At 65.9% G+C, this 24,287-nt stretch carries 20 protein-coding genes and 2 pseudogenes; 17 read left to right on the plus strand and 5 right to left on the minus strand.

Translation table 11 applies throughout. The features are described 5' to 3' along the window. The first annotated feature begins 62 nt into the window (after positions 1-62). The 4 genes from OUO20_RS19685 (at position 63) to OUO20_RS19700 (ending at position 4,443) form a co-directional block, all read left to right on the plus strand. Positions 63-1,064 (plus strand): CocE/NonD family hydrolase, encoded by a 1,002-nt coding sequence (locus OUO20_RS19685; protein ID WP_268002482.1) that lies wholly within the window; start codon positions 63-65, stop codon positions 1,062-1,064. Beyond that, positions 1,061-1,528, plus strand: coding sequence for a DUF3237 domain-containing protein (locus tag OUO20_RS19690; protein ID WP_268002483.1), 468 nt, complete (start codon positions 1,061-1,063; stop codon positions 1,526-1,528). The genes OUO20_RS19685 and OUO20_RS19690 overlap by 4 nt, the downstream gene beginning before the upstream one ends. A 170-nt stretch (positions 1,529-1,698) precedes the next feature. Beyond that, entirely contained in the window at positions 1,699-2,520 is an 822-nt protein-coding gene (locus OUO20_RS19695; protein WP_268002484.1) for a class I SAM-dependent methyltransferase, read from the plus strand. Between the two features lie 198 nt (positions 2,521-2,718). Then, positions 2,719-4,443, plus strand: a complete 1,725-nt coding sequence (locus tag OUO20_RS19700) for an IS30 family transposase (protein WP_134166168.1) — start codon at positions 2,719-2,721, stop codon at positions 4,441-4,443. A gap of 108 nt (positions 4,444-4,551) precedes the next feature. Here the strand turns inward: OUO20_RS19700 and OUO20_RS19705 are convergent, their stop codons facing one another. The 4 genes from OUO20_RS19705 to OUO20_RS19720 all read right to left on the minus strand — a co-directional run bounded on the left by OUO20_RS19705 (position 4,552) and on the right by OUO20_RS19720 (position 7,418). Next, the gene (locus OUO20_RS19705) at positions 4,552-4,914 is read right to left on the minus strand and encodes a hypothetical protein (RefSeq protein WP_268002485.1); all 363 of its coding nucleotides are present in this window, start codon (positions 4,912-4,914) and stop codon (positions 4,552-4,554) included. A 411-nt stretch (positions 4,915-5,325) separates the two neighbouring features. Continuing rightward, a complete protein-coding gene (locus OUO20_RS19710) occupies positions 5,326-6,018 on the minus strand; it encodes a class I SAM-dependent methyltransferase (protein WP_442781149.1) in 693 nt (230 codons plus the stop codon). A 294-nt stretch (positions 6,019-6,312) separates the two neighbouring features. Next, positions 6,313-6,627, minus strand: a complete 315-nt coding sequence (locus OUO20_RS21780) for a PASTA domain-containing protein (protein ID WP_018772165.1) — start codon at positions 6,625-6,627, stop codon at positions 6,313-6,315. A 323-nt stretch (positions 6,628-6,950) separates the two neighbouring features. Continuing rightward, positions 6,951-7,418: a MarR family winged helix-turn-helix transcriptional regulator gene (locus tag OUO20_RS19720; protein WP_056388259.1), complete on the minus strand. Its 468-nt coding sequence runs from the start codon at positions 7,416-7,418 to the stop codon at positions 6,951-6,953. 134 nt (positions 7,419-7,552) lie between these two features. Between OUO20_RS19720 and OUO20_RS19725 the strand changes: the two genes are divergently transcribed. The 9 genes and pseudogenes from OUO20_RS19725 (at position 7,553) to OUO20_RS19765 (ending at position 18,303) form a co-directional block, all read left to right on the plus strand. Further along, the gene (locus OUO20_RS19725; RefSeq protein WP_268002487.1) at positions 7,553-8,491 is read left to right on the plus strand and encodes an SDR family NAD(P)-dependent oxidoreductase; all 939 of its coding nucleotides are present in this window, start codon (positions 7,553-7,555) and stop codon (positions 8,489-8,491) included. Between the two features lie 2 nt (positions 8,492-8,493). Next, entirely contained in the window at positions 8,494-9,384 is an 891-nt protein-coding gene (locus tag OUO20_RS19730) for an amidohydrolase family protein (protein ID WP_268002488.1), read from the plus strand. A 1-nt stretch (position 9,385) separates the two neighbouring features. Then, positions 9,386-10,600, plus strand: coding sequence for an acyl-CoA dehydrogenase family protein (locus OUO20_RS19735; protein WP_268002489.1), 1,215 nt, complete (start codon positions 9,386-9,388; stop codon positions 10,598-10,600). A gap of 59 nt (positions 10,601-10,659) precedes the next feature. After that, positions 10,660-11,115: a MaoC family dehydratase gene (locus tag OUO20_RS19740; RefSeq protein ID WP_018772160.1), complete on the plus strand. Its 456-nt coding sequence runs from the start codon at positions 10,660-10,662 to the stop codon at positions 11,113-11,115. 119 nt (positions 11,116-11,234) lie between these two features. Then, positions 11,235-12,562 (plus strand): annotated as a pseudogene (locus OUO20_RS19745) (MFS transporter). A 7-nt stretch (positions 12,563-12,569) separates the two neighbouring features. Next, a pseudogene (locus OUO20_RS19750) lies at positions 12,570-14,128 on the plus strand (acyl-CoA synthetase). 105 nt (positions 14,129-14,233) lie between these two features. Then, entirely contained in the window at positions 14,234-15,232 is a 999-nt protein-coding gene (locus OUO20_RS19755; RefSeq protein WP_018772157.1) for a bile acid:sodium symporter family protein, read from the plus strand. 126 nt (positions 15,233-15,358) lie between these two features. After that, complete coding sequence (locus tag OUO20_RS19760; RefSeq protein ID WP_043425691.1) at positions 15,359-17,824, plus strand: molybdopterin oxidoreductase family protein; 2,466 nt, start codon at positions 15,359-15,361, stop codon at positions 17,822-17,824. Further along, entirely contained in the window at positions 17,821-18,303 is a 483-nt protein-coding gene (locus OUO20_RS19765) for a hypothetical protein (protein WP_018772155.1), read from the plus strand. The genes OUO20_RS19760 and OUO20_RS19765 overlap by 4 nt, the downstream gene beginning before the upstream one ends. A 50-nt stretch (positions 18,304-18,353) precedes the next feature. On the opposite strand, the gene OUO20_RS19770 is transcribed toward OUO20_RS19765, so the two are convergent. Continuing rightward, positions 18,354-19,106, minus strand: coding sequence for a MerR family transcriptional regulator (locus OUO20_RS19770; protein WP_018772154.1), 753 nt, complete (start codon positions 19,104-19,106; stop codon positions 18,354-18,356). A 255-nt stretch (positions 19,107-19,361) separates the two neighbouring features. On the opposite strand from OUO20_RS19770, the gene OUO20_RS19775 reads away from it, so the two are divergent. Genes OUO20_RS19775 through OUO20_RS19790 form a run of 4 tightly spaced genes read left to right on the plus strand, consistent with a single transcriptional unit; the run spans position 19,362 to position 24,244 of the window. Next, complete coding sequence (locus tag OUO20_RS19775; RefSeq protein ID WP_018772153.1) at positions 19,362-20,258, plus strand: alpha/beta hydrolase; 897 nt, start codon at positions 19,362-19,364, stop codon at positions 20,256-20,258. A gap of 56 nt (positions 20,259-20,314) precedes the next feature. Further along, on the plus strand, positions 20,315-21,196 hold the full coding sequence (locus OUO20_RS19780) for a fumarylacetoacetate hydrolase family protein (RefSeq protein WP_268002490.1): 882 nt from the start codon (positions 20,315-20,317) through the stop codon (positions 21,194-21,196). Beyond that, positions 21,196-23,022: an FAD-dependent monooxygenase gene (locus OUO20_RS19785; RefSeq protein WP_268002491.1), complete on the plus strand. Its 1,827-nt coding sequence runs from the start codon at positions 21,196-21,198 to the stop codon at positions 23,020-23,022. The genes OUO20_RS19780 and OUO20_RS19785 overlap by 1 nt, the downstream gene beginning before the upstream one ends. Further along, complete coding sequence (locus tag OUO20_RS19790) at positions 23,000-24,244, plus strand: DUF3500 domain-containing protein (protein WP_134165994.1); 1,245 nt, start codon at positions 23,000-23,002, stop codon at positions 24,242-24,244. The genes OUO20_RS19785 and OUO20_RS19790 overlap by 23 nt, the downstream gene beginning before the upstream one ends. Positions 24,245-24,287 lie beyond the last annotated feature (43 nt).

The raw sequence follows: 24,287 nt of genomic DNA on the forward strand, positions 1-24,287 counted from the left end.
TCCGCGGGGAGGGGCCGGGGAGTGATTTCTGCCGGTTGTGGGATGCCGCTTCCGATGCGGCGGTGCCGCTGCCAACGCTGCACATCGGCGGCTGGTTCGATATCTTCGCCCCGAACACGCTGGACCAGTACCGCCGCCAGGCGGTCCTCAGCAAGACCTTCCCCGGCATTGAACCCCGCCTCATCCTTGGCCCCTGGACACACACCAACCTCACGGGCGGGTACCCGGACATCCACTTCGGCGCAGCCGCGTCCTCCGGCATCGTCGATGGCCGCGGAGATCTGTCGTCCCTCCACACGGCCTGGTTCGACGCCGTCCTCAAGGAGGACGGAGCGGCCATCGCCGCGGTCCCCAAGGTGCTGCTGTATTTCCTGGGCGAGAACCGCTGGCGCGGCTTTGATGAACTGCCGGTTCCCGCCGGGCAGAGGTCGTGGTTCCTTTCCGCCGAGGGGGACCTGCTGGACCAGGCGGGTGTGGACGGAAACGTTGAGTACGCCTACGACCCCCTGGATCCCGTGCCCACTACGGGCGGGGCCACCATGCTCGCCGGCGCCTTTCCCGCGGGTCCGGCGCGGCAGGACGCCGTCGAGGCGCGCACCGACGTCGCCGTCTTCACCACGGAGCCCTTCACCGAAACCACCACCATCTTCGGTGCCGTCACCGCCACCTTGTTTGCATCTTCCAGTGCCGTGGACACGGACTGGGTGGTCCGGCTTTGCAGGGTGTCAGCGGACGGGGTTTCCCTGGGGATTGCCGACGGGATCGTCCGGGCGTCCTGGCGCGACGCGTACGCCGGTACCGGGCTCTTCGAGGAAGGGCATCCGCCGTCTCCCATCGAGCCAGGCCAGGTCTACGAGTACACCATCAGCCTTTGGGAGACGGCTCTGACTCTCGCCCCGGGGGAGCGCCTGCGCGTCCAGGTCACGTCGAGCTGCCACCCGCGCTGGGACCGCAACCTCAACACCGGCAAACTGGCCTACGAATCGGGAGTTGCCGTAACCGCCAACCAGCGCATCCATGTGGGCGCCTCCCACCCCAGCCGCCTGACGGTGGGGGTGCTGTGACGGCCCCGCCACCGCCGCCCCTTGAATTCCTTACCGAGCTCAACGTGGCGGTGGATCCACCTGTAGATGGTGGCCCTGCCCCCACGGGCCACCGGAGGATCGTGCCAATCACGGGCGGAACGATGGTTGGCCCCGCACTTAACGGCACGGTGCTGCCAGGCGGTGCCGATTTCCAGGTCCTCCACAGCCCGGAACTGACCGAACTCGATGCCCGCTACATTATCCAAGCCGATGACGGGGCATTGATCCACGTGCACAACAACGCGCTCCGCCACGGCTCAGCGGCGGACATTGCACGCCTGAACCGCGGCGAGGAGGTGGACCCGGGTGCCATCTACTTCCGTTGCTCCCTGCGGTTCTCCACGGCCTCCGAAGAGTGGGCATGGCTCAATCACGTGATCGCCGTGGGCACTGGTGAGCGCTACCCGGATTCGGTGCGGATCGCGGTCTTCATCGTCCGCTGACGCCGTTACGGAAGGGTTGTCGTCCCCGGGCTCCATTCCTGCTCCGCGCCCCACAGCGGTTTCCCGAATGCACCCCGGCGGGGATGGCAGGCAGATGCGTGTGGACTAAACACGCCACCTGGCAAGGGCTTCCCGTTGGCCCCGCCGTCACCCGGTGTGAGGATGGCGCCATGAATGAGGTTTCGGCCTTTTATACCGGCCCCGGTCAGCTTTTGGCGGCCATCAGTTCTGCCCTGGATGCGGCCGGCGTGGACCGTTCGGCGCTGCGGCCGGCCGACCTCGGTGCTGTCGACGAATTCCATATCCGTGGACGCAGGGCGACGCTGGAAATCATCGAAGCGCTCGGCCTTACTGCAGATTCCCAAGTGCTCGATCTCGGAAGCGGATTGGGCGGCCCCGCCCGGACGCTCGCCGAGATGACGGGGTGCACGGTGACAGGGGTGGACCTGACACCGGAGTTCTGCCAGGTAGCGACGGCGCTTTCGGAGTGGACAGGCTTGTCCGGCCGCACCCGCTTCCACGTTGGGGACGCCACAGCCACCGGCCTTCCGGACGAGTCTGTGGATGCTGCGGTGACAGTGCATGTGGCGATGAACATCCCGGACAAGCACGCGCTGTATGCCGAGGCCTTCCGGGTCCTGCGGCCGGGCGGCAGGTTGGTGGTTTACGACGTGCTGCAGGGTGAAGGCGGGGAGGTGCATTACCCGGTGCCGTGGGCCGCTGACCCCTCAACGAGCTTTCCCGCGACCCTGGAGGACATGCGCCGTCTCCTCCCTTCGGCAGGTTTCGACGTCATCTCGGAGGTCGACTCCTCGGACGAAAGCCTTTCCTGGTTCCAGCACATGCGTGCCAAAATCCAGCGGGAAGGGCCAGCACCGGTGACCTTCGCGACCTTCCTTGGCGACAGCTTCGCACAGATGGCAGCCAACCAGGTGGCCAACCTCGCCGAGCGGCGCATCCGGACGGTCATGTTCGTGTGCTCGCGGCCGTGACTTGCGTGCGGGGCTCTGGCGCCCGGGTCTCATAGGTTCCGGCGGCCTTCAGCCTTTACTCGTAGCCGTGTGGTGCGGGGCTCCAGCCTTTGTGCGGTCCCTCGAAACCCTAGGGTTTCGAGGCAACTTTGTGTGTAGCGTATAGGGCACCCCTGATTCTGTTGATCGAAGCAACACCCAATCCAGGGAGTTCCTTCGATGTATCAACAGTTCGATTCGCCCACCGGTGTCAGGTTTCTTGCTCTCATAAAGGAGGGCAAGAGTTTCAGAGAATCAGTACGGGTGACCGGAGTCGGTAAGGAGACGGGTTACCGGTGGCTGCGTGATGAGTACCTCCGATTCCGCAGCAAAGGCCTCGACCACGTAGCTGCCCAGGTCGAACTGGGATTCACGTCACGCAATGCCGAGAAATGGAACGAACGCTTCCTGAGAAGCTCCGGGCGCCATCACTTCCAAGTCGACCCAGCTGTTGAGGAAGCGTTCTGGTCCTCATACTCCACCGGCATGAGCGTATTGGCTGCTGCAACATCAGCAGGCGTAAAGCACACGACAGGGTACCGGTGGGTCTACCGGCGTTTCATCGCTCTGCGAAGTGGACTTCCGCTGGCAGAGGTTGTCGATGCGTTACGACTGTCCCCGGGGACAACCGTTAGATGGGAAGCCCAACGGAGAAAAGAACTGGAAGCCGAAAAAGCACGTCTGCTGAAAGCCGAGCGGGAAGCGATTCGGACCGCGAGGATCGTTGCCGAGAGGGTTGCAGCTCCTTTGTCTCCAGCACAAAAGCGACGCGCGTTACGGGAGACACGATATTGGGAGTTGGTGGGCTCCGGTGCTTCCAATGCTGCCGCCTGCAGGATGTTGGGCGTGAGCAGGGTTATCGGGACAAGGCTTCGGAACCAGAGGGCGCAACAGCCACGGGCCAGCCTCAAACCACCATCGGGCAGGTACTTGTGCCTGCGCGAGAGGCTTCAAATGGCGGACCTGCTCCGCTTGGGATGTTCTCTGCGGCAAATTGGCAGGGAGCTGGGGAGGCATGCCTCGACCATCAAACGGGAGCTTGACCGGCACCGTGATCCCCGGGGGCGCTACTTGCCCCATATCGCCGATCACGAAGCGCGCAGCCAGCGACGTCGGCCGAGGGATCGGAAATTGCACGCTAATCCACGCCTGCACGCACTGGTGCAAACAAAGCTAACCAGTCACTGGTCGCCGGAGCAGATCTGCGGGTGGTTGGCGCTGGAATTTCCCGCTGAACCAGCGCTGCGGCTCTGTCCGGAGACAATCTACCAAGCACTATTGTTCGGCGATCATGGCGGGCTAAGAACGGCTGGCAAGCCACGCCTGCGCACAGGGCGAAAGATTCGTAAGCACCGCTGGCGGACAGGATCAGGTCATGGTTCCGTCGTGAAGAACATGACGATGATTCACGAAAGACCGCCAGAGGTTGATGCCAAAGAAGAGGCCGGCCACTGGGAAGGTGACCTCATCGTGGGGGTTGGTTCCGCATCCGCTATGGTCACCTTACGGGAACGAAAGACCCACTACGGAATCATCATCAACCTTCCGCACGGACACACCGCAGCGCAGACCAACCAAGCGATCATCGCTGCCTTCTCAGGCTTGCCGGCTCACCTGAAGCAGACACTGACTTGGGACCAAGGCGTGGAAATGGCCCGTCATCAGGAATTAGCGGCCGCTACCGGACTGCGGATCTACTTCGCGGAGCGGTCCAGCCCCTGGCAACGCGGCGCGAATGAGAACTTTAATGGCCTCGCGCGCCAATACTTCCCAAAGGGTACGGATCTCTCCGTCCATTCAGAGGTCCACGTCAAACAGGTCTGCGTCGAGCTGAACAGCAGGCCACGCAAAAGCCTCGGCTACCTCACTCCGGCAGCAATCTTTCAATTCTCGACGGACGGATAGGCTCCCGCGCCAAGAGCCTCCAGCTGCCGACTGGCGACGCCTCTCTCGCGTCCCGTCAGTCTGCCCCTATCCTCCGGTTCACAACGTGGCCTGCAGTGGCAGCACTCTTCAGTAGATCTTCAAGGCGATTCCTAAAAGACTGTTCTGCGCCGAAAAAGTTCGGTCCGTCAAACGCCACCCGAAAGTGTCAAAAGCGCGTGCCTGAAGCTTGCACCCGTCATCGATTGCTGTCGCCGTAACCTCCAGGGCAACTGGAAGAACTTTCTCGCCTGAAAGGAGGTTTCCGAGGATCCTATAAAACCAATTAGAGCCAGCACGGATACGTACCGCTCCGCCGTCGATTTCAACCTTCGCGCGTGACTTAGCGAACGATCCCGCAATGGCTTCGATGGCGGCGCTGGCACCTAAGGGCGATCGCCAGTGCTCAGTTATCTCCACGATTGGTTTTCCCTTGTAACCATCAAGGCCCACGACAACGCCCCCTTCATTGCGGAAGGACGTGTTCTTTGGACGTCCCGGTACCGAATCTACAGGCGATCTTTCTAATGAGGGATAACCTCTTTGCGCAGCCTATCCAGGGGGCCGTTCTATAGCTCCCCTTCGTACTCTCGTAGACTTCAACCACAGGGCGACAGAGCCCGAAAGTAGCCCGTTGTTGCGTCGACCACTTGAATCCGCCGCACCTCCACCGGGCAGTTTTGCGGGCGGGTCTTACGGGAATCTGGGAACCCTTGAACGCCGGGAATTTTGACGCGGGCTATTGGGCCTTGAATGGCGGTCGGTGGAGGACCGGCTAACGGGCGCCTCCAACCGCTTTCCCGATTGTGAGAAGGTCGGCGAGGTGCTCATGGACATCAAGTTGGATTTTCCGACAACGGAGATCTAGCGAGGAGCATTTCTTCCGATATAGAGAAGATGTCCCGCAGTCCCGAGGAGGCTGGGGTCCGTTGCGGTGGCCTTCAAGACTTCGAGTGTCGAAACGTAGGCGTCGGGGTCTTCGCTTCTGAGGTTTTCGATTTGGTCTTCCAACCCTGTGGCGAACCCATGGGTGGACGCGACGATCTCTGTTATCAGCCCTGCTTCCTCGAAGGACTTTGCGGCCTTGGATGGTTCCACACCGTATCCTTCGGTGAAGCGGCCAGGAATGGGATTGTCGTAGGTGCCGCGGCTGAGTAGTGCTTCCACGAAGGACGCTTCGGCCATTCTGTGTCGTTCATCCCGGATAGAGAGGGTCCGGCGTAGCAGGGCGTACTTGGACATTAGAGCAACGGCGATTGTTCCCCCGGGCATGGTGACGCGCATGAGCTCCTCAAGAGCCTTCCGCCGGTCGGCTGCAGAGGTTAGGTGATAGAACGGGCCCAGAGCGATTGTCGAATCAAAGGTGTTGTCCGACCAACGGGAAAGATCGCGGACATCCGCCTCAACGATTTCCCGGATCCGATCTTCACCGAACTCCGCCCGCGCTATGTCGAGGAGGTTAGGCGAAAGGTCTGCCAATGTGGCTTGATAGCCCATGTCGCATAGCCAGCGGCTGTAGCGGCCAGGGCCCCGCCAATATCCAGTACACGCCCCGATTCCGGCATTGTCTTCGCTAGAAAGTGAGTGGTGAGTTCAAACTCAATGCGGCCCTGGGGCGTCTCTAGCCGCTCCCACTCTCGCCGATCGAAACTCGCGTAATAGCCTCTTGTTCCCCCAAGGTCAGTCATCCGCCGATTATGGCATGCAGAGTTGTCGGCCGATTGAGATGAATCCGTTTGCCGGGAAGAAGAACCTTGTCTTCTGATCCTCTCTAGGAACAGATTGCAATGATCTTGCGGTTAGTCAATGTATTTCCAGGAGTCCGGTGGACGATCCCTCACCGAACATCGCTCACTCGTCCTTCTCAGCCTCCGCATGACTCTTAAGTGAGGGGGTCGGCCCGCCCGTCTCCTCCGGCACGTCGCTTCGGGCTTGACCGTCCTGAACGAAAGTAATCCTAATTTGGCTCCCCCGCTCAAGGAACGACCCGGCAGACGGATCTTGGGAAGTCACCCAGAACAGCCCTGGCCACGTACGCGAACGGAGCCCCGGCCCGTCAGGGTCCCCGGACGCGAGACCAAACCCAATGTTCGCCGCCATCTCTTGGGCAATGTGCACAGGCTGCCCAACCAGATCGGGAACAGCCAGCTTCTGACGATCATCCATCTCTGCAACTCCTTTGAGCCTGACCAGCTAGAACGGTGAAACCAACCTTCTTCGTCACCAAAATACTGCCGGTGGTCAGGCGGGCCTGGCCAACCCGATTTCTTGGTTCCAAAAGCGCGCTGGGTGCCCTTTGGAGGATCCTTCAGCGGACGCTCGGATGACGTGTACTGCATAGGCGGTGACTAGGCGGCTCTGCCGTGGGGACCCGGCGTTTGACGGGAGGCGTCAGGGGATTCTGAGTCGTCCGAAACCTCGTCGAAGAAACGTCGGGGTCGTGGTAGCCACAGCGGGACGATGAGAATTACAGAAATCCAGGCAGCTGCCTACTCCGCCGCGCCCCACAGTGCCTTGCGGAGCAGCCGCTTCAGTTCCTGCGACTCCTCCCCGGACAGCACGGCCAGCTGGTTCAGTTCGGCCGCGTCCATGGCGGTGCGGGCCTTCGCGTGCATCTTCCGCCCCTCGGCAGTGGAGACGATGATCTTGGCGCGCCGGTCCTGCTTGCCCTGCGCCCGTTCCACCAGGCCGCGGCGTTCCAGATCGTCCACGAGGGTGACCACCTGGCTCGGGTCCAGGCTGAGGAAGTCGGCAAGCTCCCGCTGCGTCGGCTCCAGCCCGCTGCACGCCAGTGTCAGGACTGAGAAGGAGCGCTCCCGCAGGCCGAAGTCCGCCAGTGCCCTGTTGTTCAGGACCGAGCCTGCGGCATGCAGCTTCGCAAGCAGCAGTCCCACGTCACTGCCGATCCTGGCTGCCGCAAGGCGCGGGGTCTGAACGTCTGTGCCCAAGGTGGCCATCACAACTCCGGTACTGGTAAAAAACAATCGTTGACTTTTTCAATGATCCGTAATTTCATTGAATCCAACAAGGATCTCACACCGCAGTGGGACCACCCCAACGGCTTCGGCCGGCGCATGCGAAGGAGCAGGCCATGAGCTTGAACGGCAAAGTTGCAATCGTCACCGGAAGCGGGCAGGGCCTCGGCCTCGCCTACGCAAGAGAACTGGCCCGCCAGGGTGCCGCCGTCGTTATCAATGACGTCAACGCTGAAACCGCCGCGCAGGCCGTGGCCCGGATCGAGGCCGACGGCGGCCGGGCCACCGCTGTGGTGGTTCCGGTGGGAACCACGGACGCGGCCAAGGCCCTGGTGGCCGGCGCCGTCGACGCGTTCGGGCGGCTGGACATCCTGGTCACCAACGCCGGGATCCTGCGGGACAAGTCCCTGCTGAAGATGACTGACGAGGACTTCGACCTGGTCATCAACGTGCACCTCAAGGGCACCTTCACCTGCGTCCGGGAGGCGTTTGGCTACTTCAAGGAACACAACGTGCAGGGACGCATCATCACCATCGGTTCCCCCACGGGCCAGCGCGGCAACTTCGGCCAGACCAACTATGCTGCGGCGAAGGCCGGGATCGTGGGCATGGTCCGCACCTGGGCGCTGGAAATGAAGAAGGCGGGCGTGACGGTCAACAGCGTCATTCCGGTGGCCGCCACCGCCATGACCAAGACCGTGCCGTACTTCCAGAAGGCAGTGGAGGCGGACGAGCGTGGCGAGGCCATGCCGTCATTCTTCCGCCATGACCTCGGCTTTGGAACGGCCGACGACGTCTCCGGACTGGTTGCCTTCCTCGCCTCCGACGAGGCAGCCAACATCACCGGCCAGGCCATCGGCGCCGGCGGTGACCGTCTGCAGGTCTGGACCCACCCGGAAGCGGCCACCACGGAATACCGCGACGGCGGCTGGACCTATCAGGCCCTGCTGGACAACGCCGGCCAGCTGTTCAACCGGGACACGCTGCAGGGCTACGGCGAGGAATTCCTGCCGCTGCCTGCAGAACTGCAGCCCGAACCGGTCCAGGCGCGCTGATCATGGCAGACCGATACGAACTGGGCATCCACCCCGCCAAACTCGAGGCGATCGACATGCACGTACACCTCGAGGTGGACAGCTGCGGGCACGGGTCGCTGCCTGAGGCATTGACCGAAGCATCGGCCAAGTACTTCAAGGCTGAAGACCGCACCCCGTCCCTGGACCGCATCGCCGAGGTCTACCGCGGACTGAACATGGCCGCCGTCGTCTTCACCGTGGACGCCCGCACCCAGCTCAAGCATGAGCCCAACAGCATCCCCGAACTCATCGCCGGCGCCGCCCGGAACAACGACGTACTGATTCCGTTCGGCAGTGTCGACCCGCGCACGGGTGAGGACGCCATCGCCGGGGCCAAGCACCAGGCGGTGGAGCTCGGTGCCCGCGGCTTCAAGTTCCATCCGTCCCTCCAGGGCTTCGACCCCTCGAACGAGCGCTTCTACCCCCTGTGGGGGACGCTCCAGGAACTGGGCCTGCCCGCCATCTTCCATACCGGCCAAAACGGCATGGGAGCGGGCCTGCCCGGCGGGTATGGCATCAAGCTCGCTTACTCCAACCCGTTGCTGCTGGACGCCGTGGCCGCCGATTTCCCGGGCCTGCAGATCATCATGGCCCACCCGTCGGTGCCGTGGCAGGACGAGGCAAACTCCATCGCCACGCACAAGGCCAACGTCTTCATCGACCTCTCCGGCTGGTCGCCCAAGTACTTCCCGGAGTCGCTGGTCAAGGCCTCCAACTCCTACCTTCAGGACAAGGTGCTGTTTGGCACCGACTTCCCGCTGATCACCCCGCAGAAATGGCTGGGAGCGTTCGCCGACCTCCCGCTGAAGGACGAGGTCCGGCCCAAGATCCTCAAGGACAACGCGGTCCGCCTGCTCGGGCTGGGCGGCTGACATGGGCACGCTGACGACGGCGGATGCCGCCCTGGGTGCCCGGCTTTACGAAGCAGCGGATTGGTATGACGCCGAGTCCCTGCTCACGCTCGAGGAGCGCCAGGCCCTGTCCCGGCTGCGGTCATTCCTGGACGCGGAAGCCAGGCCGCTCCTGGCCGAGTACTGGGAACGCGGCGAGTTTCCCGAACAGCTGGCGCGGCCGCTGATCGACCTGGACCTGATGGAACCGGCCGGGCTCACGGCGGACGGACCCGCACGGGGCATCTACCAGGGCTTCCGGATCTTTGAACTTGCCCGCACCGACGCGTCCCTGGCCACCTGGTACACCGCCCAGGCCGGCCTGTTCCGGACGGCCATCCGCGTGGGTGCCTCGGCGGAACAGCAGGCCGAATGGATGCCCAAGGTCATCGACTTCTCGCTCAAGGGCGTCTTCTCGCTGACCGAACCCGGGTCCGGTTCGGACATCGCCGGCGGACTGTCCACCACCGCCCGGCGGCAGGCTGACGGCAGCTGGGTCCTTGACGGCGCCAAGCGCTGGATCGGGGGCGCAGCCACCGCGGACGTCCTGGCCGTGTTCGCCCGGGACGCCGCGGACGGGCAGGTCAAGGCCTTCCTCGTGGACCGTGCCGCGGACGGAATCACGCTGGAAAAGATCCACGGAAAGACGTCGCTCAGGATGATGCAGAACGCCCACATCACCCTCACCGGTGTCCGCGTTCCCGAGGCCATGCGCCTGCAGAACGTGAACTCCTTCAGGGACGTCGCAGCGATGCTCCGGGCCATGCGTTCGGACGTGGCCTGGATCGCCACCGGCATCGCCGCCGGCGCGTTCGAGGCCGCGCTGGCCTACGTCAACGAACGCCGGCAGTTCGGACGCACCCTGGGTTCCTTCCAGCTGGTCCAGGAAAAACTGGCCCGCATGCTGGGGAACGTCAACGCCGCCCTGTCCCTGGTGGTCCGGCTTACCGAGCAGCAGGCCAAAGGCATCTACCGTGACCAGGACTCTGCTTTGGCAAAGATGCAGACGTCCCTTTTCATGCGTGACACCGTAGCCCTTGCCCGCGAGGTGGTGGGCGGCAACGGCATCACGCTGGCCACGGATGTGGCCCGCTTCCACGCCGACGCCGAAGCCGTCTACTCCTACGAGGGCACCCACGAGATCAACGCCCTCATCATCGGCCGCGCCCTCACGGGCGAAAGCGCCTTTACCCGCTGAACCACCCACCCGCTGAACCTAACTTCCACACTCGAAGAAACAACTGCCAGGAGGCAACGATGCCCAATCTCGTCGTCGATTTCGACACCCTGCTCACCCTGTCCGGCAAGGACCTCGGCACCACCGACTACCGCCAGATCACCCAGGAACAAATCAACCTCTTCGCCGACGCCACCGACGATCAGCAGTGGATCCACACCGATCCCGAACGCGCCAAGGACGGCCCGTTCGGCGCCCCGATCGCCCATGGCTTCCTGACGCTGTCGCTGATCATCCCGTTCTGGGGCGAGCTGTTCGACGTGGACGGCGTCACCACCAAGGTCAACTACGGCCTGGACAAAGTCCGCTTCACCTCCCCGGTGACGGTCGGCTCCAAGGTCCGCATGCAGGCCACCATCGCCGAGGTCACCGAGGTCAAGGGCGGCGCCCAGATCAAGGTCAACGCCACCATCGAAATCGAAGGCCAGGAACGCCCCGCCGTCGTCGCCGAATTCCTCGCCCGCTTCTACAAGTAGGCCGCACTACCGGCAGTAACCCCTTCACCACGACGGCGGCACCACACGGCGCCGCCTCTTCAGGCAACCCCAAAATCCCCTTCCCTCCGTACCCCATTCCCCAAACCCTAGGAACAGCCATGTCCGGACACACCACGCTCGCACCTGCGGGCACGGCCGCCAAGCGCAAGGAAGCGCGCACGGTCATCCTGTCCAGCTATCTGGGCAGCACCATCGAGTTCTACGACTTCCTGCTGTACGCCACGGCCGCAGCAGTAGCTTTCCCCAAGGTCTTCTTCGCCGGCACGGACGAATGGGTGGGCGTGGTGGCGGCCTACGCCACCTTCGCCGCCGGCTACGTGGCCCGCCCGCTGGGCGGGGTGATCTTCGGCCACTTCGGTGACAAGGTGGGCCGCAAGGGAATGCTGATCATCTCCATGGCCATGATGGGCATCGCCTCCACCCTCATCGGCCTGATTCCCGGCGCCGGCGTCATCGGGCCGTGGGGCGCCGTGATCCTGGTGCTCCTGCGCGTCTGCCAGGGCATCGCCGTCGGCGGTGAATGGGGCGGTGCCGCGCTCATGGCCCTGGAGCACGCCGACCCCAGGCGGCGCGGTTTCGCCGCCTCCTTCGTCAACGCCGGCGCCCCCACCGGCGCCGTGCTGGGCACCGTGGTGATGGGCATCTTCTCGGCATTGCCGCAGGACGCGTTCCTGGCCTGGGGGTGGCGGGTGCCGTTCCTGCTGTCCTTCGTGCTGCTGATCGTGGGCATGTTCGTCCGCCTGCGGGTCTCGGAGAGCCCGATCTTCGCCGAGGCCGTGGCCAAGGAAGAGGCCCAGGCAACCACCAAGCGCAAGATCCCGCTGCTTGAGGTGCTGCGCCGCCCCAAGGCCCTGATCATGATCATGTTTGCCGGCGCCGCCGGGTTCGGCCTGCAGGTGGTACTGCCCACGTTCTCAGTGACGTATGCCGTGTCCAAGGGGCGCCGCAGCAGGGCGTGCTCTACGCCTTCGCCGGAGCCTCGGCCATCTCCATCATCTTCGTCCTCCTGGGCGGCCGCCTGTCCGACCGTTTCGGCCGCAGGCCCGTGATGATTGCCGGACTGGCCCTGTTCATCGCCTACCTTTTCCCCATGTTCGGCATGCTGGGCTCCGGCAACGTCGGGCTTGTCTTCGTGGCCTTTACCGTGGCACTGGTCCTGCACTCATCCCTGTACGGGCCGCTGGCAGCCTTCGTCTCCGAACAGTTCGGCACCACGTCCCGCTACACCGGCGCTGCGGTCGGCTACCAGCTGGCCACCCTGATCGGGGCGGGTTTCACCCCCGGCATCCTGGCCGGGCTCTACAAGGACTCCGGCCAGAGCATCGTTCCCGTGGTGGTGTTCCTGTCCGTCATGGCCCTCGTCTCGATTGTCTTCATCGCCCTGACGCGCGAGTCTAAGAACAACGACCTCACCACGGTCCGTTAGGAGAACCATGGACAACAACGGAGTTGGATCCTGGCTGCACCGCCGCCGCCGGAAGTCAGGCGCCAAGGCAGCCATCCTGTCCGGAGCCCGCACGCTGAGCTATGAAGAGTTGGCCGACAGGACCGACCGCCTGGCCAGCGCGCTCCGGGACAGGGGAGTGGCAAAGGGCGACCGGGTGGCCTACCTGGGCGAGAACCACCCTTCCTTCGTGGAAACGTTCTTTGCCTGCGGTCTGCTCGGTGCCATCTTCGTGCCGCTCAACACCCGGCTGGCTCCGCCGGAACTGCAGTTCCAGCTGCAGGATTCCGGGGCCCGGCTCCTGGTCAACGCCGGCGCCCTGGGGGCGTCTGCCGCTGCTGCCCTGGAAGGTACGGGCGTCACCCACCGGCTGGTTGTAGCGGCCGACGGCGGGACTGAACCTTCCGCCGGCACCTCACCCGCCGCCGTCGTTCCCTGTGAGGTGGCACCCTACGAGGAGGCGCTGCAGGCTGCGGCACCGGATCCCGCCGACGTGCCGGTGGGGCACGATGACGCGGCGATGATCCTCTACACCTCCGGCACCACGGGCAAGCCCAAGGGTGCCCTGCTGACCCACGGGAACATCACGTGGAACTGCATCAACACCATCGTGGACATGGACCTGAACCGAAACGATGTGGCGCTGATGATCTCGCCGCTGTTCCATGTGGCGTCGCTGGACATGGGCCTGCTGCCGATGCTGCTGAAGGGTGCCACCGTGGTGCTTGAGGCGAAGTTCGATCCCGCCAGGGTCCTGGAACTCATCCAGGAGCACAAGGTGACCACCCTTAACGGCGTGCCCACCACGTTCCAGCTCCTCTGCGAGCATCCGGGATGGGCCGCGGCGGACGTCAGCTCCCTGGACAAGCTCACCTGCGGCGGCTCCGCCATCCCCCGCCGCGTCCTGGATGCGTACGAGGACCGCGGCATCGGCTTCACCAGCTGCTACGGCATGACCGAAACAGCGCCGGGCGCCACCATGCTTCCAGTCGACAGGTCCCGGGACAAAGCGGGCTCGGCAGGCCTGCCGCACTTCTTCACGGACGTCCGGATCGCCGACCCGATGGGCGGTGCAGTGGACCCGGGCGGGGTGGGGAGATCCAGATCTCCGGCCCCAATGTGATCAAGGAGTACTGGAACCGGCCGGAGGCCACCGCCGCCAGCTACGCGGACGGGGCCTGGTTCCGCTCCGGGGACATGGGCTACCGGGACCAGGAAGGCTTCCTGTTCGTCTCGGACCGGCTCAAGGACATGATCATCTCCGGCGGGGAAAACATCTACCCGGCCGAGGTGGAAGCCGTGATCGCGGAGCACAGGGCTGTCAGCAGCGTGGCGGTCATCGGGGTTAGCGATGACAAATGGGGCGAGGTTCCCCAGGCCATCGTGACCCTGCGGGAGGGCGAATCGCTGACGGAGGAGCAGCTGCGCAGCTTCCTGGACGGCCGGCTGGCCCGGTACAAGATTCCCAAGTCGCTGGTGGTGGTGGCGGACATGCCCCGCACGGCCAGCGGCAAGATCCGCAAGATGGAGCTCCGCAAGCAGCTCTGAGCACCAAAACGGGGCAGGTGCCCGCTGGCCCGTATGGTTCCGCCGTTGTTACCGTTCACGGTCATCAATTGGCGGAACCATACCAGCCGGTGACAGCATGGTTGGATGCTTGAGGCAACTAAATCCCATAATTCCCCGGACGGGACACCCGTCAACCCTGCGCTGCAAGCGGAGAGCAAGATCGCCCGCATCGCGGTGACGATGTTCCCCATCCTGGTGGTGGCCGCAGGTGTCATCGGCTTCCTGCTCCCCGGGGTCTTCAAACCCATGGCGCCCAGCGTGCCCTACCTGCTGGGCATCATCATGTTCTGCATGGGCCTGACCCTGACTCCGCCGGACTTCGCCGCCGTGGCCAAGCGTCCGTGGGCGGTGGCACTGGGCATCGTTGCCCACTACATCATCATGCCCGGGGCCGGCTGGCTGATCGCCGGCGCCCTCAACCTCGAGCCCGAGCTGGCCGTCGGCGTCATCCTGGTGGGATGCGCACCCTCCGGTACGGCCTCCAACGTGATGGCGTTCCTGGCCAAGGGCGACGTTGCCCTCTCGGTGGCGGTGGCATCCGTCTCCACCCTAATCGCCCCGATCGTCACCCCGCTGCTGGTCCTGTTCCTGGCCGGTTCCTACCTTCAGATCGACGCCGCCGGCATGGTCCTGGACATCGTCAAGACCGTGCTGCTGCCGGTGGTGGCAGGCCTGCTCGCCCGGCTCTTCCTCAAGAAGCTCGTCGCAAAGGTGCTGCCCGCACTGCCGTGGGCGTCCGCCGTCGTGATCTCCCTGATCGTGGCCATCGTGGTGGCCGGCAGCGCCGGCAAGATCATCGGGGCCGGCGCCATTGTGTTCCTTGCCGTGGTGCTGCACAACGGCTTTGGCCTGGGCCTGGGCTACCTCGCCGGCAAAATCGGACGCCTGGACGACAAGGCGCGCCGAGCCCTCGCCTTCGAGGTGGGCATGCAGAACTCCGGCCTGGCGGCGACCCTGGCCACCGCCCACTTCAGCCCGCTGGCGGCGCTCCCGTCCGCCGTCTTCTCCCTGTGGCACAACATTTCCGGCGCCATCGTGGCTGCCTGGCTCGCCCGGCGCCCGCTGCAGGAAAAGCAGGCCTGACCAGCGCCGTCACGCTCCACGGCCCGGAAGCCGGCCTGTTTCCATCCGTACTTCGTGGGTACAGGACCGGGTAGGGACAACGTCGTTCCCGATGTTGCCTGCCGGTTCCGGACAGGAGATGGACAGATGGCTCGGATTGACCGAATAGCTGAACCATGGGGGACAAGGACACCGTACGGCAGTGGCGGTGAGTGGCCGGTCAGGGTGGACACCCACCTGGCCGAAGGGGTGGCCCCGGAGGACGTGGACAGGTGGGTCCAGACGGCGTCCCTCCTGCACTCCAACGGCGACGCCATGGACATCGCGGTCAAGGACAACCGCATTGTCGGGGTGCGCGGCCGGGCTGTGGACCGCGTCAACCACGGCCGGTTGGGACCGAAGGACCTGTACGGCTGGCAGGCGAACGCGTCAGCCGACCGGCTAACCACGCCCCTGATCCGCGAGGGCGGAAAGCTGGTGGAAACCGACTGGGACACGGCCATGCAGCGCGTGGTGGACCGTTCCAAGGCGCTGCTGGCCGAACAGGGCCCCAGCGCCATTGGCTTTTACACCACGGGCCAGCTCTTTTCCGAGGAGTACTACACCTTGGGGACCCTGGCGCACGGCGGCATCGGCACCAATCACGTGGACGGAAACACCCGCCTGTGCACTGCCACTGCCGGAGAGGCGCTGAAGGAATCATTCGGCTGCGACGGCCAGCCCGGCTCCTACACGGACGTGGACCACGCGGACGTGATCGCCCTCTACGGGCACAACGTGGCGGAAACCCAGACCGTCCTCTGGACCAGGATGCTGGACCGCCTGGCCGGACCCAACCCGCCCAAGATCATCTGCGTGGATCCCCGCCTCACCCCCGTGGCCAAGGCGGCCACCCTGCATCTGGCGCCACGGCCGGGCACCAACGTGGCCCTGATGAATGGGATCCTGCACGACATCATCGCCAACGGCTGGGTGGACCACGAGTACATCAAGGCCCACACGGTGGGGTTCCCGGAGCTCGAAAAAGAGGTCAGGAACTACCCGCCCGCACTGGTGGCGGAGATCTGCGGCGTCCCGGCGGAGCAGATCTCCGAAGCCGCCCGTATCATCGGCCACGCCGAGCGGCTGCTGTCCACGGTGCTTCAGGGTTTCTACCAGTCCAACCAGGCCACCGCCGCCGCTGTCCAGGTCAACAACATCAACATCATCCGCGGCATGCTGGGCAAGCCAGGCTGCGGCATCCTGCAGATGAACGGCCAGCCCACCGCGGAGAACACCCGCGAATGCGGGGCCGACGGCGACCTGGCCGCCTTCCGCAACTGGTCCAACGACGCCCACATCCAGGACCTCGCCAGGGTGTGGAACATCGACCCCATGTCCATCCCGCACTACTCACCGCCAACGCACGTCATGCAGATGATGCGGTACGCGGAGGACGGCTCCATCCGGATGCTGTGGGTCAGCGGCACCAACCCCGCCGTTTCGCTGCCCGAACTGAAGCGGATCCGCAGCATCCTGGAACAGGACCGCCTGTTCCTGGTGGTGCAGGACATCTTCCTGTCCGAGACCGCCCAGCTGGCCGATGTCGTGCTTCCAGCTGCGACCTGGGGCGAAAAGACGGGCACCTTCACCAACGTGGACCGTACCGTCCACCTGTCGGAGAAGGCCGTGGACCCACCCGGTGAGGCCCGGCCCGACCTGGAAATCTTCATCGACTACGCCCACCGGATGGGCCTGCAGGACAGGGACGGGCAGCCGCTGATCAAGTGGCACGATCCAGAGTCCGCCTTCGAAGCGTGGAAGGAATGCACCCGCGGCCGCCCCTGCGACTACACCGGCATCACCTATGACAAGCTGCGCGGCGGCTCCGGCATCCAGTGGCCGTGCAACGAGGAAAACCCGGACGGCACGGAGCGCATCTATGCCGACGGGAAGTTCTGGGCCCACCCGGAGTACTGCGAAACGTACGGCCGCGACCTGATCACCGGGGCGCCCGTGGAGCCGTCCGAATACAAGGCCCTCAACCCGGAGGGCAAGGCCATCATCAAAGCCGCCGAGTACATGCCGCCGCACGAGCTGCCCAGCCGGGACTTCCCGCTCCAGCTCATCACCGGCCGCACGCTCTACCAGTTCCACACCCGCACCAAGACAGGCCGGGCGCCGGAGCTGCAGGCGGCCGCGCCGGACGTCTGGGTGGAGTTGTCAGCGGACGACGCCGGCGCGTACGGGATTGCCGAGGGCGACCTTGCAGAGGTGGAGACACCCCGCGGTTCAGTCCGTGCCAGGGTGCGGATCAGCGGGATCCGGAACGGGGTGCTGTTCCTGCCGTTCCACTACGGCTACTGGGACACCAACGGCGGCCACCGGCCGGACGGCCCGGGCCGGGCGGCCAATGAGCTGACCATCACGGACTGGGACGCCGCCTCCAAGCAGCCCATCTTCAAGACAGCGGCGGCGCGCATTACCCGGGTTTCCGGCGGTGACGGGCCGTCCCTGGCGCCCACCACCACGGCGTCGGCTCCCGTCGGCGACTTCCCGGAAGAGGCCAGGACCAAGGGGACCGCCGCCGCCCTGGCTGACGAAGAAACCGGCACGGCAGGAGGGGCACGATGAAATTCGGGCTTGTACTTCAGGAAATGCACCGCTCCGAGAACGACCTGGCACACCACCTGCTGGTCATCTCGGAGCGCCACAAAGTGGACCACGAGATCTACCATCTGGCCCGTGACCTGGCGCGCTGGTCCCAGCAGCACGTGCGGGACATCGCGGAGATCGGCAGGAACTACGGCCAGGACCTGGACCCGGAGCCGCGCGGCGAAGCGGGGCTGATGGAGACCCTTCGCGAGAAGGGCAGTGAGATGGTGGGCCGGCGTCCGGAAACCGGGATGCTGCTGCTGCGGGACCTCCGGGAGCTGTACCTGATGGCGTGTGGGGTCTCGGCCGACTGGGAGCTGCTGGCCCAGGCTGCCCAGGGAATGAAGGACAAGGACCTGCTGGCCCTGGCCGAAAAGTGCCATCCCCAGACGATCCGCCAGATGAAGTGGGCCAACGGCAAGCTGAAGGAATCCGCCACCCAGGTCCTGGTCAGCTGAGGGGCTGGGTTAGCTGAGGTCCCGGTCAGCTGAGGGGCCTGGTCAGCGGGTTATCCCGCCTCACGGGCTTCCTGCAGGTGAGCCACCAGTGCCTGCATCTGCTGCACCGTCCACGGCAGGTCCTTGCTGAGTTCGGCGCTGTTGTCGCTCCACATGGCGCGGGCGGCCGCCTTGGTGCCCTCGCTGCTGTGGAACCGGGAGCCCAGCTCATCCCAGCGGCGCACCAGCTCCCTCGCCTCCGGGCTGTTGGCAGGGACACCGGCGTCCACCTGGCGCAGGCCCTCCTTGACCATCCCGGCCCATTCGGTCCGGGATTCCTCAGTGGCTTCCGGGCCCAGCCGTTTGCGCTGTTCCTCGAGCTCCCGGCGCTGGTCCTCGGTGAAGTAGTTCTCGAACATCGTCATCCTTTCCAAAACGGTCATGAAATAAGCAGGGGCGGCGTCCCCCTGGTTGATGCGGCCCAGCAGGTCCCTGATGGTCCGCTGGAGCTGCCCGAGCTGGAGAGCCTGCCCGTCCAGTGCGTCCAGTTGGCGCTGCAGGAGATCCCGCATGGACTCCGGACTGCCACCCGACCGGTCCAGCACGGCGGCGATCCCGCCCAGCGGCACCCCCAGGCTCCGCAGGGCCCGGATGCTGTAGAGGCGCCTGAGGTCCTGGCCTGTATAGCGGCGGTGGCCTGCCGCGGTCCGGGCGCTTGCCTGGAGCAGCCCGATGCTGTCGTAGTGGTGCAGCGCCCTGACAGTGACCCCCGTGGCCGCGGCCAGTTCGCCAATGCTCCAGCGCGGTTCATCCAGATGTTCCATACCGCCAACGGTAGGACCTGACGCCGCGTCAGGTTCAAGTCCTGGGACGGCGCTCCTTGAACAGACGGCGCTCCTTGAACAGAAGGCGCTGCTCGAACAGAAGGAAGGTGCAGCCGAAGGGGTTTCATTCAGTGAAACCGGCGGCGCGTCCGGAGCCGTCCATGGCCCAGAGTTGAGTCCATGAACGCGGAGCCCGGGATTGGCCCGCTCAAAGGCACACAGGACAGAAACGGCGCGGCATACATGGAGTCAACGATGACGGTACTGCGGATCCAACGGGGGATCGAGTTCGCCCGGCCCCAAAACGCAGTCCCGCTGCTGCTGGACCTCTACCTTCCCGGTACTCCCGGGGAGGGCCCGGACCAGGACGGACGCCCTGCCGTGATCCACTTCCACGGGGGCGGCTGGCGGATGGGTGAGCGCTCCTCGCTGGGGCCCGGGGTGGACGGTTTCGGCCTCAGCCCCATCGAACAGCTGGTGGACGCCGGGTTCGTGGTGGCCTCCGCCGACTACCGCCTGACGGACGTTGCCACCTTCCCTGCCCAGCTGCTGGACGCCAGGGCGGCGGTCCGCTGGCTCCGCGCCCACGCTGCCCACTATGGCGTGGATCCGCGCCGGATCTACGCCTGGGGCGATTCGGCAGGCGGCCACCTGGCCGCGCTCCTCGGCCTGACTGGCGGATCCTCCCAACCGGCCGGCAGCCTGGACGCCGGCACCCTGGACCGCGACGGCAGGGACCAGGTTGCCGCCGTCGTGGCCTGGTACCCGCCCACGGACCTGGAACGCATGGGCGAACAGGCCAGGACGGATGCCATAGCCCGCGCCGATGACCCCGGCTCCCGTGAAGCGCTGTTGATCGGAGCGCAGCCGGCCGACGCCCCGGACAAGGCCAGGGCGGCCAGCCCCCTCACCTATGTGCATCCAGGCGTGCCTCCCTTCCTCCTGATCCACGGAACGGCGGACCGGTTCGTCCCCGTGGAGCAGTCCACCAGCCTCGCCGCAGCGCTGGAAGGTGCCGGTGCAGCCGTCGAACTTCTCCTGCTGGAAGACGCGGACCACATGTGGCAGCTGCCGGACGGCGGCAGCTCGGCGGCCGGGCAGGCAACCGCCGCCACCATTGATTTCCTTTGCCGACAGGCAAAGCAGCACTGATTTCCCCACTTCCTTCGGTGCGCCATGCGCCCGGAACACACCCGAAAGGCACCTCCATGCAGTTCATTGGCATCACGCACCACGGCGAACCCTGGGCAGCAGCGCTCGCCGGTTCCCGCGTCCTCCCGCTGGCACCCGTCGCCGGCTTCTGGACCGACGCGGAAGGCTGGCAGGACAAAGCGGCAACACAGGTTGCCGGCGCGGCAGAGCATGACGCGTCCGACGCCGGCGCCTGGCTGGAGCGCGGCACCGTCACCGAAGTGCCGCTCGTCCCGGCGTCCGCACGAGTCATCTGCGTGGGCCTGAACTACAAGGCGCACGTGGCGGAAGGCAGCTTCAAGGACCACGAACTGCCGCCGTACCCCACCCTGTTTGCCCGCTGGACGGCGTCCCTGTCCGTGGGCAACGTCCCGGTTCCCGTCCCGGCCGGCGAGGCGGGACTGGACTGGGAGGGCGAAGTGGCCGCCTACATCGGCCGGCGCGTCGAGTCCGCGGATGAGGTAACAGCTGCCGGCGCCGTCTTTGGCTACTCCACCTTCAACGACATCACCTCCCGCAGGGCCCAGAAACTGACGTCGCAGTGGACCCTGGGCAAGAACGGCGACTTCAGCGGACCCCTTGGTCCACTGGTCAGCCGCGACGAGGTGGGCGACTTGCGGGACGGGCTGCAGGTGCGCACACGCGTGAACGGAATCGAAGCCCAAAACGGCAACACCCGCGACATGATCTTCTCCGTCCCGGCCATCATCGCGCTCATCAGCCAAACGTTCACCCTGCACCCGGGCGACGTCATTGCCACCGGAACACCGGAAGGCGTGGGGTACGCCCGCACCCCGCAGTGGCTGCTGCAGCCCGGTGACACCGTCGAGGTGGAGATCGAGAAGCTCGGCACCCTGACCACGCCCGTGGGCGATCCCTCCCTCCGGAGCCGTGCCTGATGAGCACGTTCCAGAACGCCGGCCCCGCGGACATCCCGGAGGAGGCGCGGGTCCTGGTTTCCGGCGGCGGCCCCAGCGGGCTGTTCCTGGCCCTGGACCTGGCATCCCGCGGGATCCCCAGCACCGTCATCGATCCCCGGACCGCCGTGGACCCCAGCCGCCCCCGGGCCAAGACCACCAATGCCCGCACCATGACGCACCTGCGCCGGCTGGGCCTTGCCGACGCGCTCCGGAAGGCTTCGCCGCTGCCGGTGGACTACGCCCAGGACGTCATCTTCTGCACCGCGCTCACCGGGCCTTCCGCACATGAACTCCGCCGGTTCCGGCACGCCTTCCAGCTGGTTCCCGGCACCTACGGGCCCCAGCCGGAGTGCGGCCAGCAGGTGCCGCAGCCGGTCCTCGAAGAGGTGCTCCGCGCGGCTGTCGCGGACAACCCGCTGGTCACGTTTGTGACCGGGTGGTCCGTCCAGGAGGTCCAGGAGGTTCAGGGGCCGGGCGCCCGCGGAGACGAAGGCGGCAGCCATCACGCCGGACTTTCCCACGCCGCCGCTCCCGAAGATGCCGCTGATCCGGAAGGCGTGGCAGCCACGGCGCCGTACGCCGTCGTCATCGCCGATGTTTCCGGTACCTGCCGCACCATCCGCGCGAACTACGTTATTGGCGCCGACGGCGGATCCTCCGCGGTGCGCCGCAGCCTGGGCATGCGCCTGGAGGGCGGCTCCGCAGCCCTGTCCAACATCAGCATCCTGTTCCGTTCACGGTCACTGGCCTCCGCCGTCTCGCTGGATCCTGCCGTGCAGTATTGGGTGGTGGGATCGGAGACCTCGGGAATGGTGGGGCCCATGGACCTCACCGACACCTGGTGGGCGATTGTCCAGGGCGTGGATCCGGCCGTGACCGTCACCGCCGCCGATGCTGCCGCGATGGTCCGGGCGCTGGTAGGCACTGAGGTGGACGTCGAAGTGGTGGCCACGGACCCCTGGACGGCCCGCATGCTGCTGGCCCCGGAGTACAGCCGCGGCAACATCTTCCTGGTGGGCGACGCCGCCCACCTCAACCCGCCATGGGGCGGCCACGGCTTCAACACCTGCATCGGCGACGCCGCCAACCTGGCTTGGAAGCTCGCCGCCGCCGTCAACGGCTGGGCAGGCCCCGGCCTCCTGCCCAGCTACGGGGAAGAACGCCGGCCCGTGGCAGCCCGCACCATCCGCGACGCCGCGGAGAACGGCAAGGCCCTGGCGTACCATTTTGCGGACCCGCACCTGGCGCTTGCCGGGACCTGTGGTGACGCTGCGCGCCGGGCTGCCCACGACGCGCTCGCCGTGAAGCAGAGCGAGTTCGACTCCCTGGGCCTGGTCCTGGGCTACTCGTACGCGGAGTCGGCCCTCGTGGTTCCCGACGGCCTGCCAGTCCCGGCCGAAGACCCCATCCGCTACGTACCTTCCGCCAGCCCGGGCGCCCTGCTGCCGCACGCATGGCTGGCGGACGGCACCTCCCTGTACAGCCATCTGGGCACCGGATTCACCTTGCTGGTGGACGCCGGTGCGGCAGGCGCGACCGCGGCTGAAGTCGCCCAGCCGGTGCTGGCGGCCGCCGCCCGGACGGGCGTTCCGGTGACCGTCGCAGTCGTCGGACCTTCCGACGACGGCAGGCCCCTTTCCCACGTGTGGGGCGCCAACGCCGTGCTGGTCCGCCCGGACCAGCACGTGGCCTGGCGCGGAAATTCCGCCCCCGCCGCGGGCGCAGCCCTATCCGTGGCGGCCGGATGGTCGCCCACTTCCCTTGAGAACACCAGGAGCAACCGTGTCGACGCCGTCATTCCGTGATTACCTGTTTCCCCCGGACCACCCGCGCGTGGCGGACATCCGGGGCCTGAACGCCCGCGAGTACGCAGAAGCTGCCAAGACCGACCCGTTCGCCGGGCCCATGATCGAAGGCTGGCAGAAGCTGTACCCGCAGCCCTTCACCGGCATCACCAGCGACGGCGTGCGCCGGGAAGGCCTGTACCCGCTGGCACCGGCCGGGCCCGGGGAGGAAGCGCCTGCCGCGGAGATGGTGGCCGCGGCCCGCAAGCTGCTGGGCACCGTCACTGCGGACCAGGCGCGGAAGCTCAGCTACGCCGTGGATGCGCCCGAGTGGCAAAGCTGGGCCAACCCCGAATTCATGCAGCACGATACCGGGCTGCGCCTGGATGAGCTGGAACCACCGGTCCGCGACGCTGCCCTGGGCGTGGTGGAAGCAAGCCTGAGCCCGCAGGGGTTTGAGCTGGTGCGGAACCTGATGCGCATCAACGGGTTCCTGGGCGACCTGGTGGAGCTGCCGCTGCTCATGAACGAGTTCAGCTACAACTTTGCCCTCTACGGCGAACCGTCCGAGACCGAACCGTGGGGGTGGCAGCTCTTCGGCCACCACGCGGCGCTGAACTGCCTGGTGGCGGGGACGCAGCTGGTGGTGTCGCCGGTGTTCATGGGCGCCGAACCGGACATGATCGACGCCGGCCCGCACCGGGGCGTGAAGGTGTTCAAGGAGCGCATCGCCCTGGCCCGGCAGCTGATGGGCGGGCTGCCCGCCCAGCTCCGGGCTGGCGCCACCGTCTACGCGTCGATGGTGGACCCGGCCATGCCCGAAGGCCGCCTCCACCCGGGCGACGAGCGGCACCTTGGCGGGTGCTTCCAGGACAACCGGGTGATCCCCTGTGAGGGCATCCCCGTGCAGGATATGCCCCCGGAGGCCCGGGAACTGCTGGACGCGGTGGTGGATGACTTCATCGCCTACCTGCCGGACGGGCCCCGCGCCGCGCGGCGCCGGGAGATCCAGCAGCACTACGGTGAATCGTTCTTCAGCTGGATCGGCGGCTGGGAGGGGGAGGAGGCCTTCTACTTCCGCCTGCAAAGCCCTGTGGTGGTGCTGGAACTGGACCACCACACCGGCGTGTTCCTCAGCAACGACGAACCTGCCCCGTTCCACATGCACACCGTGGTCCGCACCCCCAACGGCAACGACTACGGCCGCGAACTTGTCAGGCAATACCCATCGGCTGCTCCGTAACTGCCGTTTTGAGTGTCCGGAACGGCCGCTACGGAGCAATGGA

Source organism: Arthrobacter sp. FX8 (genome assembly GCF_026723805.1).
Lineage (GTDB): Bacteria > Actinomycetota > Actinomycetes > Actinomycetales > Micrococcaceae > Arthrobacter.

Coding starts and splice junctions, on each gene's coding strand:
- OUO20_RS19760 (WP_043425691.1), top strand. CDS start 15,359: ATGGCTCGGATTGACCGAATAGCTGAACCATGGGGGACAAGGACACCG.
- OUO20_RS21780 (WP_018772165.1), bottom strand. CDS start 6,627: ATGGATGATCGTCAGAAGCTGGCTGTTCCCGATCTGGTTGGGCAGCCT.
- OUO20_RS19740 (WP_018772160.1), top strand. CDS start 10,660: ATGCCCAATCTCGTCGTCGATTTCGACACCCTGCTCACCCTGTCCGGC.
- OUO20_RS19775 (WP_018772153.1), top strand. CDS start 19,362: ATGACGGTACTGCGGATCCAACGGGGGATCGAGTTCGCCCGGCCCCAA.
- OUO20_RS19770 (WP_018772154.1), bottom strand. CDS start 19,106: ATGGAACATCTGGATGAACCGCGCTGGAGCATTGGCGAACTGGCCGCG.
- OUO20_RS19720 (WP_056388259.1), bottom strand. CDS start 7,418: ATGGCCACCTTGGGCACAGACGTTCAGACCCCGCGCCTTGCGGCAGCC.
- OUO20_RS19730 (WP_268002488.1), top strand. CDS start 8,494: ATGGCAGACCGATACGAACTGGGCATCCACCCCGCCAAACTCGAGGCG.
- OUO20_RS19755 (WP_018772157.1), top strand. CDS start 14,234: ATGCTTGAGGCAACTAAATCCCATAATTCCCCGGACGGGACACCCGTC.
- OUO20_RS19765 (WP_018772155.1), top strand. CDS start 17,821: ATGAAATTCGGGCTTGTACTTCAGGAAATGCACCGCTCCGAGAACGAC.
- OUO20_RS19725 (WP_268002487.1), top strand. CDS start 7,553: ATGAGCTTGAACGGCAAAGTTGCAATCGTCACCGGAAGCGGGCAGGGC.
- OUO20_RS19735 (WP_268002489.1), top strand. CDS start 9,386: ATGGGCACGCTGACGACGGCGGATGCCGCCCTGGGTGCCCGGCTTTAC.
- OUO20_RS19785 (WP_268002491.1), top strand. CDS start 21,196: ATGAGCACGTTCCAGAACGCCGGCCCCGCGGACATCCCGGAGGAGGCG.
- OUO20_RS19700 (WP_134166168.1), top strand. CDS start 2,719: ATGTATCAACAGTTCGATTCGCCCACCGGTGTCAGGTTTCTTGCTCTC.
- OUO20_RS19695 (WP_268002484.1), top strand. CDS start 1,699: ATGAATGAGGTTTCGGCCTTTTATACCGGCCCCGGTCAGCTTTTGGCG.
- OUO20_RS19780 (WP_268002490.1), top strand. CDS start 20,315: ATGCAGTTCATTGGCATCACGCACCACGGCGAACCCTGGGCAGCAGCG.